Raw genomic sequence first — 13,871 nt, 5'->3', positions numbered from 1 at the left:
CGGGATCCTGCTGACGGTCGTGGGGATCGTCCTGTTCGCCCTCGGCCTGATGTTCTCCATCGCCTTCCACGAGGCGGGCCACTTCTGGTGGGCGCGGAAGTTCGGCATGCGGGTGCCGCAGTTCATGGTGGGCTTCGGTCCCACCGTGTTCTCCCGGCGCCGCGGCGAGACCGAGTACGGCGTCAAGGCCATCCCGCTGGGCGGCTACATTCGCATCGTCGGCATGATCCCGCCGGCCGAGGAGGGCGAGAGCAAGCGGGCCACCCGCATGCGCAGCTTCATCGCCGAGGTGCGGGGGCAGGCGCTCAACGACGTGCGGCCCACGGACGGCGACCGCGTCTTCTGGAAGAAGCCGTGGTGGCAGCGGGTCATCGTCATGTTCGCCGGCCCCTTCCACAACCTGGTGCTCGCCGTCGTCCTCTTCACGGTCGTGCTGGTCGGCTTCGGCATCCCGGAGATCACCACGACGATCCGTCAGGTGCCCGAGTGCGTCCTGCCGGCGGGCGCCGCCACCGCCACGGCCGAGGACCCCTGCTCGATCCCGATCACGCCGGCGGGGGAGCGCTGCGAGGCCGGGGCGGCCGACTGCTCCCTGCCGCCGCGCAGCCCCGCAGTCCGGGCCGGGCTCCAGCCCGGTGACACGGTGGTCGCCCTGGACGGCGAGCCGGTTCCCCGGGAGACCGACGTCGGCTGGGAGCAGGTGCAGGAGACGATCCGGGCCAACGCGGGTGAGCCGGTCGTCTTCACCGTCGAGCGCGACGGGGAACGCGTGGACCTCACCGTCACCCCGATCCAGAACCTCGTCTACGCCGACGAGGACGGCGAGACGACCCAGACCGTCGGGTTCGTCGGGATCAGCCCCCTCCAGCGAGAGGTGCGCCAGTCCTTCGCCGAGGTGCCCGGCCACTTCGGCGACATCCTGGTCCGGTCGGTCGACCGGCTGGTCGAGATCCCCGAACGGGTGCCGCAGCTGTTCCGCGCCGCCTTCCTGGGTGAGGAGCGCGACCCGCTGGGGCCGATCGGGGTCGTGGGCGTCAGCCGCATCTCCGGCGAGGTCTTCGCGCTGGAGCAGTTGTCCCCGGTGCAGAAGATCGGGTACTTCATCCAGCTGCTGGCCGGGTTGAACCTGGTGCTGTTCCTGTTCAACCTGCTGCCGATCTACCCGCTCGACGGCGGGCACGTCGCCGGGGCGCTGTACGAGAAGGCGCGATCGGTCGTCGCACGGCTGCGTGGCAAGCCCGACCCGGGTCCCTTCGACATCGCCCGGCTGATGCCGGTCGCCTACGCCGTCGCCGGGCTCTTCCTGGGGCTGTCCCTGCTGCTGCTCATCGCCGACGTGGTCAACCCGGTCAGGCTGGCTGGGTGACCGGCGCGGCCGGTGCCGCGGTGCGGCGGACCGGCCGGGAGGCGATCAGGACGCCGCCCACCACGAACCCGCCGGCGACGAGCTCCACCGGGTCGAGGATCTCGCCGAAGGCCAGCCACGACGCGAGGACGCCGACCACCGGCACGAGCATGGAGAACGGTGCCACCACGTTCGACGGGTGGCGCGACAGCAACGTGTTCCAGATGCCGTAGCCGATGAGCGTCGCCACCACGACGACGTAGAGCAGGCCGAGCACCGACGGCAGCGCCTCGGCCGTGACCGCGGTCGACAGCGAACGCAGGATGCGGTCCGGTCCCTCGACGAGCAGCGCCAGGGCCAGCATCGGCAGGGGTGGGATCGCCGCCGTCCAGAGCGTGAGGTGCAGGGCGTTCGGGGCCTGGGCCCGCCGACTGCAGACGTTGCCGATCGCCCAGCCCAGCGCGCCGCAGAGGGTGAGGGCCACGGGCAGCCAGGCGGCCGTCTGCGCCCGGTGGACCGCGATCGCGGCGAGGCCGAGGACGGCGATACCGACCCCGGCGAGCTGCCGCGCGGACAGTCGCTCGTGCAGCCAGAAGCCGGCGATGAGCACGGTGAAGGGTGCCGACGCCTGCAGCACCAGGGAGGCCAGCCCGCTCGGCATGCCGGCGGCCATCCCGGCGTAGAGGAAGGCGAACTGCAGGATCCCGATGCCCACCGCCACCCCGATCAGCCAGCGGAGGGGAACGGGAGGGCGGGGGATGAGCAGGACCGCGGGCAGGCCCACGAGGGCGAAGCGCAGGGCGACCATGAACAGCGGCGGGAACTGCTCGAGCGCCAGGGCGGTGGCCGGGAAGTTCAACCCCCAGCACACCGCGACGAGGCAGGCGAGGAGGCGGTCGCGGAGAGGCACGCCAGAAAGCGTGCGTCTCCGCTTCGATGAAGGACAAGCACGAAGTCGTGAACGGTCCCTGTAGGTTCACTACATGAACGACGCCCCGGCCCTGTGGGACCGGGTCGACCCCGCGCAGCTCCTCCTCCTGCGCGAGCTGGCCGAGCACGGGTCGGTGACCGCCGCCGCTCGCTCCACCGGGCGGACGCCGTCGGCGGTGTCCCAGCAGCTGAAGGTGCTGCAGCGACGGGTGGGCGTGCCGCTGGTCGAGCGGCTCGGCCGGGGCGTCCGCCTGACCGACGCCGGCAGGGCGCTGGCCGGCATCGCCACCGGCGTCGCCACCGCGCTGGCCGTCGCCGAGGCGGACTGGGCCGGTTACCGCGGCGGCGCCGGCGGGACGGTCCGCCTCGCGGTCTTCCACTCCGCCGGCGAGCTGCTGGTCCCCGGGCTGCTCGACCGGCTGGCCGCGGTTCCGCAGATCGCCCTCGAGACGTATGACGAGGACGTGTCGCAGGACGGCTTCGCGGCGCTCACCGCGGGCTACGACATCGTGGTCGCGCACCGGTCCGACGACGTGGTGCCCCCGGACCGGGCGGGTGCCGAGGTCCGGCTGCTCCTGCGGGAGCCGCTGGACGTCGCCCTGCCCCTGGACCACCCGCTGGCCCGGCGGGCCCGCGTGAGCCCGCTCGACGTGATCGGCGAGCAGTGGATCGCGCCCCCGGCCGAGTTCCCGATCGACCGGGTGCTGACGGCGATCGCCGCGCGGGCGGGGCGACCGGTCCGCGTCGTGCGCCGGACCACGCACCTGCCCCTGATGGAGAAGCTCGTCGCCCGGGGGCACGGCATCGCACTGCTGCCGCGGCACACGACCCGGGAGCGGGCCGAGGGGCGGCTGGCGCTGGTGCCCCTGGCCGACCTCCGCGCCGGGCGGATCGTCGAGGCGCTGGCACGCCCGGACAAGGCCGCCCGGCGCGCGGTGCAGACGGTGCTCGGCGAGCTCGTGGCGGAGGCGGAGCCCTACCGGGACCGCGACGCCGGCCGCGCCTGACCGGTCGGCCGGCGCGGCGCCGCGCGGTCGTCGTCGTCCAGCCCGACCGACGTCACAGCAGCGCCACCAGCATCGATCGCGCCGCGGGGGATACTGGCCCCATGGCGATCCCCGTGGGCCTCGGCATGCCCGCTGCTCCTCCGCCCGTCCTGGCCCCGCGCCGGAAGACCCGCCAGTTGATGGTCGGTGGCGTGGGCGTGGGCAGCGACCACCCGGTCAGCGTGCAGTCGATGTGCACGACCAAGACCGCCGACATCAACGCGACCCTCCAGCAGATCGCCGAGCTCACCGCGTCGGGGTGCCAGATCGTGCGGGTCGCCGTGCCCGACACCGACGACGTCGAGGCGCTGCCGATCATCGCGAAGAAGTCGCAGATCCCGGTGATCGCCGACATCCACTTCCAGCCGCGCTACGTGTTCGCCGCGATCGACGCCGGCTGCGCCGCCGTCCGCGTCAACCCGGGCAACATCAAGAAGTTCGACGACAAGGTCGGCGAGATCGCGAAGGCCGCGAAGGACGCCGGCGTCCCGATCCGGATCGGCGTGAACGCCGGGTCACTGGACAAGCGGCTGCTCGCCAAGCACGGCAAGGCCACGCCCGAGGCGCTGGTCGAGTCGGCGCTGTGGGAGTGCTCGCTGTTCGAGGAGCACGACTTCCGCGACATCAAGATCTCGGTCAAGCACAACGACCCGGTGGTCATGGTCCGCGCCTACGAGCTGCTGGCCGCCCAGTGCGACTACCCGCTGCACCTGGGCGTCACCGAGGCCGGCCCCGCCTTCCAGGGGACCATCAAGTCCGCCGTCGCCTTCGGGGCGCTGCTGAGCCAGGGCATCGGCGACACCATCCGCGTCTCGCTCTCCGCGCCGCCGGCCGAGGAGGTCAAGGTCGGCAACCAGATCCTGGAGTCGCTGAACCTCAAGCAGCGCGGGCTGGAGATCGTCAGCTGCCCGTCCTGCGGCCGGGCCCAGGTCGACGTCTACAAGCTCGCGAACGAGGTCACCGCCGGCCTGGAGGGCATGGAGGTGCCGTTGCGCGTCGCCGTCATGGGGTGCGTCGTCAACGGTCCGGGTGAGGCGCGCGAGGCCGACCTGGGCGTGGCGTCGGGCAACGGCAAGGGCCAGATCTTCGTCAAGGGGGAGGTCGTCAAGACCGTGCCGGAGTCACAGATCGTCGAGACCCTCATCGAGGAGGCCATGCGGATCGCCGGGGAGCACGTCGACGCCGGCGAGCCCTCCGGGCCGCCGGTCGTCACCGTCAGCTGACCCGTGCTCCGAACGCCCAGCGCCCGCGTCCTCGACGAGGCCGACGAGCCGGCGGTGCACCGGCTGCTGGCCACCGACCCGGTCGCTGCCTGCGTGCTCGCGGGACGGGTCGAGGTCGCGGGGACGGCGGCGCCCGCCCTCGGAGCCCCGCTCTGGGGCATCGGCAGTGGCCGCGAGCTGGACGCGGTGTGCCTGGCCGGCGCCAACCTCGTCCCGTTCGCCCGGCCCGGGGCCGAGCGGCCCGCCGCCGTCGCCTTCGCCGAGCGGGCCCGCCGGGCCGGGCGCCGCTGCTCCACGATCGTGGGCCCGTCGGCCGCCGTGGCGCCGCTGTGGGAGCTGCTCGAGCCCTCCTGGGGCCCGGCCCGCGACCACCGGCCCCGGCAGCCGCTGCTGGCGATCGACGGCCCGCCCGCCGTCGCGCCCGAGCCCCGGGTGCGGCCGGTGCGCCCGGACGAGCTCGAGGTCCTGCTGCCGGCGGCCGTCGCGATGTTCACCGAGGAGGTCGGGGTCAGCCCGCTCCGGGTCGACGGGGGCGCCGGGTACCGGGCGCGGGTCGACGAGCTGGTCCGGGCCGGCCAGTCGCTGGCGTGGATCGAGGACGGGCGCGTGCTGTTCAAGGCGGAGATCGGCGCGGTCTGCCGGGCCGCCTGCCAGGTGCAGGGCGTGTGGGTCGCGCCGACCCTGCGCGGCCGGGGGATCGGCACGGCCTGCACCGCAGCGGTGGTCGAGTACGCCCGCGCCGCCATCGCGCCGGTCGTCAGCCTGTACGTCAACGACTACAACACCCGGGCCCGCGCGTCCTATCGTCGGGTGGGGTTCCGCGAGGTCGGCGAGTACGCGAGCGTCCTCTTCTGAGCCATCGGATCCGTCTGACAACCTGTGACCGTGTCGACACGACGACGTCTCGCTCTCCCGGCCGCCCTCCTCGTGCTGACCGGCCCGGTGCTGGCCGGCTGCTCGGGCAACAGCGAGGACGACGTGCGGGCCGCGGCCCAGGCGTTCCTCGACGACTGGGCGGCGGGCGACGTCCCTGCGGCGGCCGGCGCGACCACCGATCCCGACGCCGCGGCGGCGCTGCTCGCGCAGACGGCCGATGACCTGCCCGGCGCCGAGCTGGCCACCGAGGTCGGCGAGGTGACCGTCGACGACGGCGCGGCCACCGTCGGGTGGACCGCGACCTGGGACCTGGCCGCGGCACCGGAGTGGAGCTACGAGGCCACCTTGCGGCTGCGGGAGGGCGACGACGCCTGGGAGGTGGTCGCCGAGCCCGCGATGGTGCACCCCGAGCTGGCGGAGGGTCAGCACTTCGAGCTCGACCGCACCCTGCCCGATCGTGCGCCGATCACCGATGCGACCGGTGCCCCGCTGTTCACCCCCACCGAGGTGGTCAACGTGGGCGTCGACCCGGCCCGCGTCACCGACCTGCCGTCGCTGGCGTCGGCGCTCGGGGCGGCCACCGGCATCGATCCCCAGGAGATCGTCGCGGACGTCCAGGCGGCGCCGGAGGGTCAGTTCGTGCCGGTGATCTCCCTGCGCCGCCCCGACTTCGAGGAGATCCGCGCGCAGGTGTTCGACCTGCCCGGTGCGGTCTTCCCCACCGAGACCCGTCTGCTCGCCCCGACGGCGCGGTTCGCCTCGGCCCTGCTCGGCCGGGTGGGGCCGGCGACCGCGGAGATCATCGAGGAGACCTCGGTGGACGGGCAGCCGCGGTACGCCGCCGGTGACCAGCTCGGCTTGTCCGGGCTGCAGCGGGCGTACCAGGACCAGCTCACCGGCACACCCGGGTTCACCGTGTCGGTGGTCAGCACCGACGAGGCGACCGGTGATGCAGGCCGGGAGATCGCCTCGGTGGCCCCGGTCGCCGGGGAGCCGGTGCAGACCCCCCTGGTGCCGGAGATCCAGAACGCCGCCGACGCCGCCGTGGCGGGGGAGTCCCGCCCCACCCACCTGGTGGCCGTCCGCCCCGGCACGGGCGAGATCCTCGCTGTCTCCTCGAACGAGGCGGCGGACCCGGGCAACGCCCTGCGCGGCCAGTTCCCGCCCGGATCGAGCATGAAGACGATGACGGCCACCGCCCTGCTGACGGCGGGTGGCCTGACGCCGGAGACGCCGGTCGCCTGCCCGGCCACGACCACGGTGGAGGGGCGGGAGTTCGAGAACCAGGACCAGTTCGACCTGGGCACCGTCCCCTTCACCGAGGCCTTCGCCCAGTCGTGCAACACGACCTTCATCCAGCAGGCCCTCGAGCTGCCGTACCCGGCGCTCGCCGAGGCGGCGGCGGCCTACGGCGTGGGCACCGACTGGGAGCTGCCGGTCGACATCTTCGGCGGCAGCGTCCCGCGTGACAGCACGGGCACGGGCAAGGCGGCCGACGCGATCGGCCAGGGCCGGGTGCTGATGAGCCCGGCCCAGATGGCCCTCGTCATGGCCGGTGTCGCCGGGGGCACGCCGGTGGCGCCGGTCGAGGTGGTCGGCGCCGAGGCGGCGGGGCCGGTTCCGGCCGGGCCATCGGCCGCGGTCCTCGACGCGCTGCGGCCGATGATGCGAGCGGTCGTGCTGTCGGGGACCGCTCAGGCCCTGGCCGACCGGGGCGAGGTCCACGGCAAGACCGGCACCGCGGAGTACGGCACGAAGACGCCGCCGGACTCCCACGGCTGGTTCGCCGGGTACCAGGTCGCCGGACCGGCCGGTGACATCGCCTTCGCCGTGCTCGTCGAGGGCGGGCAGTCCAGCAGCGCCGCGGTCGCGGTCACCGACGCGTTCCTCGGCGCACTCTGAGCGTCGCTGCGTCCGGATCCCGCCTCGCGCCGGGGGAGTGAGGGCGGGGGCCTGCTACCGGGGTGGCAGCCCGGGGAGGGCGCGCGTCACGGGCGTCTGGCCCGCAGCCTCCCGCCAGCCGACCGCCCGCACCTCCGCGGCGCTGAGCACCTCCATCGCCAGCGTGCGCGTGGTCCGCTCCTCGGCCCGGTCCAGGACCCGCACCCAGGCGGCGGTGACGCCCTCCTCCAGCACCGCGGCGAGGGCGGCGGCGTCCACCGCCGAGAGCACCGGGAAGGGCAGCGCGTAGCCGGCCTCGGGCAGCACGGGATCCGTGCCGTGCCCATCGAGCAGGGTGATCAGCTGGTCCCGCACGTCGCGGTGCCCGGCCTCGGCGGTCGCGGCGGCCGCCCGGCCGCCCGCACCCAGCGCCGCCCCGACCACGCCGTATCCCCACACGGCGGCGTGCTCGGCGGCCAGCGCGGCGTTCAGGGCGTCGTCCTCGGGGGAGGGGCCGGTGGTCTCGTCGTCAGCCATGGCCGATCTTCCTCATGCCAGTCGTGCCTCGTGACCGCGCAGTCCCGCGGCGATGGAGCCCAGCAGCGCCGCCCGCCCTCCGGTCTGGCCCAGGGCGGCGGCGGCATGGGAGGTGGCGGCGACGGCGACCTGCGCCCGCAGCCAGGCCTGCCCCTCGCCGGCCGGGGGCGTGTCCGGTGGCGGGGTGGCCGACGGGCTGCTGCCCGGGGTGGCCGCGCGGAGGCGGTCGAGCTGCTCGCCGGCCTGGGTCGCCAGGTTCCCGGCGGCAGCGGCGAGTGCGGGGTCGGCGTCGAAGGCCAGCTCGTACGCCCGGACGAGGGTCTCCTGGACGCCGACCTGCGCCGCCAGCTCGTCGGCCTGCGCGCTGGTCACGGCGTCGCGTTCCTCGACCGGCGGCGAGGAGGTGCAGCCGGCGGCCACCACGGCGACGCCGGCGGCGGACGCCACCAGGAGGGTCCGACGGGTGAACGCCCGCCGACCGGGACGAGGGGTGCCAGACATCGCCGTCCATCCTCGCAGCTCGACCGCACCGGCAGCCGGTCGCGCGGTCGGGCTGGCGCGCCGCGTCGTCGGGACGTCCACCGCGTCACCCTGCCCCCGTGCGCCCCAGTGGGCGCAGGGCTCGGCCGGAGCGGCCCGGTCGCCCCGCGCTGGGCCGCCGTCCCGGGGTGGGCGGTAACCTGAGCTCTTCCCCTCGACACCGGGCCCGGCCAGCGACGCAGGTCCGCGGCGCCGGGCCGCAGAACTGCGCGCACGGCACCGTGCCGCCGACCGAGCCTGAGGAGGCCAGCGTGTCCGCCTCTCGCGGAACCCAGCGGAGCGACCCCGCCACCGACCGGCTGACCGCCTGGATCCGCCCGGTCGTCACCGAGGCCGGGTACGACCTGGAGGAACTCGTCGTCACCCCCGCCGGCCGGCGCAGCGTCGTCCGCGTGGTCGTCGACCGCGACGCCGGTGTCACCCTCGACGACATCGCCGAGGTGAGCCGGGCGGTCTCCGACGTGCTCGACCGCAACGACGACGGGATGGGCCGCACGCCCTACGTCCTCGAGGTGACCAGCCCGGGGGTCGACCGGCCGCTCACCGAGCCGCGCCACTGGCGCCGGAACACCGGTCGGCTGGTGGTGGTGGGGGTGGGCCCCGCCGGGGCCATCGAGCAGCTCACCGGACGGATCACCGCGGTGGACGGCGACGGCGTGACCCTGGCGGTCGAGGCCAAGGGGAAGCCGGGGGCGAAGAAGCGGCCCCCGCAGCCGCGCCAGGTGCCGTGGGCGGAGCTCGGGGCGGGGCGGGTGCAGGTCGAGTTCGGCCGCGCCGACTCCCCCGACGACACCCCCGAGGACATCACCGACGACACCGCGGACGACATCGCGGAGCACGACGCCGCCGAGCTCGACGACCTGGACCAGGCCGGGCTCGCGGACGACGACGGAGGAGAGAAGTGAACATCGATGTCACCGCGCTGAAGGCGGTGGAGCGGGAGAAGGGCATCCCGGTCGACACGGTCATCGAGGCGCTCGAGACGGCCCTGGTCACCGCCTACCGGCACGCCGACGGGGCGGCGAAGCACGTGCGCGTGCACGTGGACCGCAAGAGCGGCGAGGTCGCCGTCCTCGCCCAGGAGATCGGAGCCGACGGCGAGGTCGTGCGCGAGTGGGACGACACCCCGTCGGACTTCGGCCGGATCGCGGCCAGCACCGCCAAGCAGGTCATCGTCCAGCGGCTGCGCGACGCCGAGCACGAGCAGACCTTCGGCGAGTACGCCGGCAAGGAAGGCGACATCGTCAGCGGCATCGTCCAGGCCGACCAGCGGCGCAACGCCAGCGGCATCGTGATGATCGACATCGGCAAGGTCGAGGCCGTGCTCCCCTCCGCCGAGCAGGTGCCGGGGGAGTCCTACACCCACGGCAACCGGATCAAGGCCTACGTGGTGGCGGTCTCCCGCACCTTCCGCGGCCCGCAGGTGACGGTGTCGCGGACGCACCCGAACCTGGTCCGCAAGCTGTTCGCCCTCGAGGTCCCGGAGATCGCCGACGGCAGCGTCGAGATCGTCGCCGTCGCGCGCGAGGCGGGGCACCGCTCGAAGATCGCGGTCCGCACCGCGGTGCCCGGGCTGAATGCCAAGGGGGCCTGCATCGGCCCCATGGGGCAGCGGGTGCGCAACGTGATGAGCGAGCTGCACGGCGAGAAGATCGACATCGTCGACTGGTCGGACGACCCGGCGGACTTCGTCGCCTCGGCGCTCAGCCCGGCCCGGGTGAGCAGCGCCCGCCTCGTCGACCCCCAGGCGAAGGCGGTGCGCGTCGTCGTCCCCGACTACCAGCTGTCGCTGGCCATCGGCAAGGAGGGGCAGAACGCCCGCCTGGCCGCCCGGCTGACCGGCTGCCGGATCGACATCCGCAGCGACGCCCAGGCCGACGACGCCGACGCATCCCCCTCTCCGGGGGTGGGCCGCCCGCCGCTGCGGTCCGGGTTGCCACCCCACCCGGGCGGGGGGCGTGGCGGGGCGCCCGGGGCCCGATCGCAGGCTCCCGCGGGGGGTTCCCGCTCGGCTCCCCGCCGCGCGGAACAACGCGGACCGGCCACGCGCTAGAGTTGAGGATGGCCGAAACGTCGACTCCGGTCCGCACCTGCGTGGGGTGCCGGAAGCGGACGTCGGTCACCGACCTGCTGCGCGTCGTCGTCGTGGCCGGGGACCTCGTCCCCGATCCGCGGCGGCGCCTCCCCGGTCGTGGTGCCTCGTTGCACCCGACCGCGGAGTGCCTGCGCGCAGCGGAGCGACGCCGGGCCTTCCAGCGGGCGCTGCGATGCAGCACACCGCCGGGGGTCGGTCCGCTCCGGGCTCACGTCCTGGGTGCCTCCGCGGAGGCCACCGGGGCCGGGTCGGGGGAGGACAGCAGTACCCAGTCGGGTCGGCACCAGGCCGGTCCGCACGTCGACAGGACACCGTCGGATGACTCAGCCGTGAAGTTCTCACGATGACCATGCGCCACTAACGACGAGGTCGAGCGGGCAAGCCGCCGGCCTCACCAAGAGGAGACCCGTGCCAGGCAAAGCCCGCGTACACGAACTCGCCAAGGAGTTCGGTGTCGACAGCAAGACCGTGCTCGCCAAGCTCAAGGAGCAGGGCGAGTTCGTGAAGTCCGCGTCCTCGACCGTCGAGGCCCCCGTGGCCCGACGGCTGCGCGAGGCGCTCGGCGCCGCCCCCGGTGGCGCCAACGGCGGGGCAGCCCCGCGTCCGAGCGCTCCCGCGCCGTCCGCTCCCACGCCCCCGGCCGCGGCGCCTGCTCCGCAGGCTGCCGCCCCGCAGACCCCGGCGGCGTCCGCGCCGGCGCGCCCGGCCGCTCCCGGCCCGCGCCCGGGTCCGCGTCCCGCGGCGCCCGCTCCGCAGCCTCCGGCCCAGGCCCCGGCGCCCCAGGCCCCGGCAGCCCAGGCTCCGGCGGCGCAGGCTCCGGCAGCCCAGGCTCCGGCGGCCCCGCCGCAGCAGCCGTCGGCCCCCCGTCCCGGAGCTCCCCGCCCGGCCCCGGCCGGCGGGTCCGCGCCCGGTGGTCCGCGTCCCGGCCCCCGGCCGGCCCCGCGTCCGGGCAACAACCCCTTCAGCAGCGCTCCCCGTCCGGCGCCCGCGGCCGGCGGCCCGCGTCCCGGCCCCGCGGCCGGCGGCCCGCGTCCCGGCCCCGCAGCCGGCGGTCCCCGTCCTGCGCCCGGCGCCGGCGGTCCCCGCCCCGCGCCCGGCGCCGGCGGTCCCCGTCCGGCCGGGCCCGGCGGTCCGCGTCCCGGCCCCGGTGCCGGTGGCCCGCGTCCCGCGGCCGGTCCGGGCGGTCCGCGCCCGAACCCGGGCATGATGCCGCAGCGTCCGTCGCCCGGCATGATGCCGCCGCGGCCGGCCGGCGGCGGCCGTCCCGGCGGCGGCCCCGGAGGTGCGGGTCGTGGCCGTCCGGGTGGTCCCGGTGGTGGCGGCGGTTTCCGTCCCGGCGGCGGTGGCGGTGCCCCGGGCGCCGGCGCGCCCGCCGGCGGTGGCTTCCGTGGCGGCGGTGGCCGTGGTCGCGGTCGCGGTGGCTCGGGTGCCGGTACGGCCGGAGCCTTCGGGCGTCCCGGTGGCCGGGGTCCGGTCCGCGGGCGCAAGAGCAAGAAGCAGCGGCGTCAGGAGTTCGACTCCATGGCGGCGCCCAGCATGGGCGGCGTCAGCCTGCCGCGCGGCAACGGGCAGACCGTCCGGCTGCCCCGCGGCGCCTCGCTGACCGATCTGGCCGAGCGCATCAACGCCCAGCCGGCCGCGCTGGTGACCGCCCTGTTCCACCTGGGCGAGATGGTCACCGCCACGCAGTCGGTCAACGACGAGACGCTGCAGCTGCTCGGCGCCGAGATCGGCTGGAACATCCAGGTCGTCAGCCCCGAGGACGAGGACCGCGAGCTGCTCGAGACCTTCGACCTCACCTTCGGTGACGAAGAGGGCGACGAGGAGGACTGGGCGCCCCGTCCGCCGGTCGTGACCGTCATGGGTCACGTCGACCACGGGAAGACCAAGCTGCTCGACGCCCTGCGCGACGCCAACGTGGTGGCGCGTGAGGCGGGCGGCATCACCCAGCACATCGGCGCCTACCAGATCGTCACCGAGCTCGACGGCAACGAGCGGCCGGTCACCTTCATCGACACCCCGGGTCACGAGTCGTTCACCGCGATGCGTGCCCGTGGCGCGAAGGTCACCGACATCGTCGTCCTGGTGGTCGCGGCCGACGACGGCGTCATGCCGCAGACGGTCGAGGCGCTCAACCACGCGCAGGCCGCCGAGGTGCCGATCGTGGTCGCGGTGAACAAGGTGGACAAGGAGGGGGCCAACCCCGCCAAGATCCGCCAGCAGCTCACCGAGTACGGCCTGGTCGCCGAGGAGTACGGCGGCGAGACGATGTTCGTCGACGTCTCGGCGATCACCCGGCAGGGTCTCGACGACCTGCTCGCGGCGATCCTGCTGACCGCCGACGCCTCGCTGGACCTGCGCGCGAACACCGAGCAGGACCCGCAGGGTGTGGTCATCGAGGGCAAGCTGGACAAGGGCCGCGGCCCCGTCGCCACGGTGCTCGTCCAGCGCGGCACGCTGCGCCAGGGCGACTCGATCGTGGCCGGCGACGCCTACGGTCGCGTCCGGTCGCTGCTCGACGAGCACGGCAACAAGCTGAAGGAGGCCCTGCCGGCCCGCCCCGTGCAGGTCGTCGGCCTCACCTCGGTGCCCCGCGCCGGTGACACCTTCCTCGTCGTCGACGAGGACCGCGTCGCCCGGCAGATCGCCGACCGCCGCCAGGCCCGCATCCGCAACGCGCAGAACGCCTCCATGCGCAAGCGGATCAGCCTGGAGGACCTGGACGCGGCGCTCAAGGAGAACCGTCAGCTCAACCTGATCATCAAGGGCGACAACTCGGGCACCGTCGAGGCGCTCGAAGAGGCGCTGATGAAGATCGAGGTCGACGACGAGATCTCGCTGCGGGTCATCCACCGCGGCGTCGGCGGGATCACCAAGAGCGACATCGACCTGGCGCTGGCCGACGACGTCATCGTCCTGGGCTTCAACGTCCGGGCCGAGGGCCAGGCCACCGAGCTCGCCAACCGCGAAGGGGTGGACGTCCGGTACTACACGGTCATCTACCAGGCGATCGACGAGATCGAGGCCGCGCTCAAGGGCATGCTCAAGCCGGTCTACGAGGAGGTCCAGCTCGGTACGGCGGAGGTCCGCGAGGTCTTCCGGGTGCCCAAGATCGGCAACGTCGCCGGTTCGCTGGTCCGCAGCGGCACGATCGTGCGCAACGCCAAGGCACGCCTGGTGCGTGACGGTGCCGTGGTCGCCGACAACCTGACGGTGGAGTCCCTCCGCCGGTTCAAGGACGACGCGACCGAGGTCCGCGAGGGCTACGAGTGCGGTATCGGCCTGGGGTCGTTCAACGACATCAAGGTCGACGACGTGATCGAGACCTTCGAGATGCGCGAGAAGCCGCGCGAGTAGAAGGACCCCGCTGCCCCCGTGCCTCGCAAGCTCGGCCCGGG

12 protein-coding genes and 1 pseudogene are annotated in these 13,871 nt (G+C 74.6%); 10 read left to right on the top strand and 3 right to left on the bottom strand.

Translation table 11 applies throughout. From position 1 onward, the window contains the following. Positions 1–19 precede the first annotated feature (19 nt). Positions 20–1,366 (top strand): M50 family metallopeptidase, encoded by a 1,347-nt coding sequence (locus tag ACI8AG_RS09945; RefSeq protein ID WP_456596908.1) that lies wholly within the window; start codon positions 20–22, stop codon positions 1,364–1,366. On the opposite strand, the gene ACI8AG_RS09940 is transcribed toward ACI8AG_RS09945, so the two are convergent. Beyond that, the gene (locus ACI8AG_RS09940) at positions 1,350–2,255 is read right to left on the bottom strand and encodes an EamA family transporter (protein WP_456596907.1); all 906 of its coding nucleotides are present in this window, start codon (positions 2,253–2,255) and stop codon (positions 1,350–1,352) included. The two genes, ACI8AG_RS09945 and ACI8AG_RS09940, sit on opposite strands and share 17 nt — an antisense overlap. Before the next feature lie 73 nt (positions 2,256–2,328). On the opposite strand from ACI8AG_RS09940, the gene ACI8AG_RS09935 reads away from it, so the two are divergent. From ACI8AG_RS09935 to ACI8AG_RS09920, 4 genes are all read left to right on the top strand, one after another. Beyond that, the gene (locus ACI8AG_RS09935) at positions 2,329–3,282 is read left to right on the top strand and encodes a LysR family transcriptional regulator (RefSeq protein WP_456596906.1); all 954 of its coding nucleotides are present in this window, start codon (positions 2,329–2,331) and stop codon (positions 3,280–3,282) included. Between the two features lie 101 nt (positions 3,283–3,383). Continuing rightward, positions 3,384–4,544: a flavodoxin-dependent (E)-4-hydroxy-3-methylbut-2-enyl-diphosphate synthase gene (gene ispG, locus ACI8AG_RS09930; RefSeq protein WP_456596905.1), complete on the top strand. Its 1,161-nt coding sequence runs from the start codon at positions 3,384–3,386 to the stop codon at positions 4,542–4,544. A gap of 3 nt (positions 4,545–4,547) precedes the next feature. Further along, a complete protein-coding gene (locus ACI8AG_RS09925) occupies positions 4,548–5,399 on the top strand; it encodes a GNAT family N-acetyltransferase (protein ID WP_456588766.1) in 852 nt (283 codons plus the stop codon). Positions 5,400–5,429: 30 nt separating this feature from the next. Then, positions 5,430–7,322 carry a penicillin-binding transpeptidase domain-containing protein gene (locus tag ACI8AG_RS09920; RefSeq protein ID WP_456596904.1) on the top strand — a complete coding sequence of 631 codons (1,893 nt, stop codon included), beginning with the start codon at positions 5,430–5,432 and terminating at the stop codon, positions 7,320–7,322. Between the two features lie 54 nt (positions 7,323–7,376). On the opposite strand, the gene ACI8AG_RS09915 is transcribed toward ACI8AG_RS09920, so the two are convergent. Then, a complete protein-coding gene (locus ACI8AG_RS09915) occupies positions 7,377–7,838 on the bottom strand; it encodes a ferritin-like domain-containing protein (RefSeq protein WP_456596903.1) in 462 nt (153 codons plus the stop codon). Positions 7,839–7,850: 12 nt separating this feature from the next. Continuing rightward, positions 7,851–8,339 (bottom strand): hypothetical protein, encoded by a 489-nt coding sequence (locus ACI8AG_RS09910; protein WP_456596902.1) that lies wholly within the window; start codon positions 8,337–8,339, stop codon positions 7,851–7,853. 290 nt (positions 8,340–8,629) lie between these two features. Here ACI8AG_RS09910 and rimP point away from each other — a divergent pair, with 290 nt between their 5' ends. The 5 genes and pseudogenes from rimP to infB all read left to right on the top strand — a co-directional run bounded on the left by rimP (position 8,630) and on the right by infB (position 13,830). After that, positions 8,630–9,283 (top strand): ribosome maturation factor RimP, encoded by a 654-nt coding sequence (gene rimP, locus ACI8AG_RS09905; RefSeq protein WP_456596901.1) that lies wholly within the window; start codon positions 8,630–8,632, stop codon positions 9,281–9,283. Continuing rightward, on the top strand, positions 9,280–10,431 hold the full coding sequence (nusA, locus tag ACI8AG_RS09900) for a transcription termination factor NusA (protein ID WP_456596900.1): 1,152 nt from the start codon (positions 9,280–9,282) through the stop codon (positions 10,429–10,431). The genes rimP and nusA overlap by 4 nt, the downstream gene beginning before the upstream one ends. 8 nt (positions 10,432–10,439) lie before the next feature. Continuing rightward, a complete protein-coding gene (locus ACI8AG_RS09895) occupies positions 10,440–10,820 on the top strand; it encodes a YlxR family protein (protein ID WP_456596899.1) in 381 nt (126 codons plus the stop codon). Between the two features lie 61 nt (positions 10,821–10,881). Next, a pseudogene (locus tag ACI8AG_RS09890) lies at positions 10,882–11,025 on the top strand (translation initiation factor IF-2 N-terminal domain-containing protein); the annotation flags it as partial. Positions 11,026–11,994: 969 nt separating this feature from the next. After that, positions 11,995–13,830, top strand: a complete 1,836-nt coding sequence (gene infB, locus ACI8AG_RS09885; protein ID WP_456597038.1) for a translation initiation factor IF-2 — start codon at positions 11,995–11,997, stop codon at positions 13,828–13,830. The last annotated feature ends 41 nt before the right edge of the window (positions 13,831–13,871 follow it).

The organism is Blastococcus sp. SYSU DS0552, from assembly GCF_054050815.1.
Note: the sequence above shows the minus strand (reverse complement) of the source record. Positions and strands in the feature narration are given on the sequence as shown.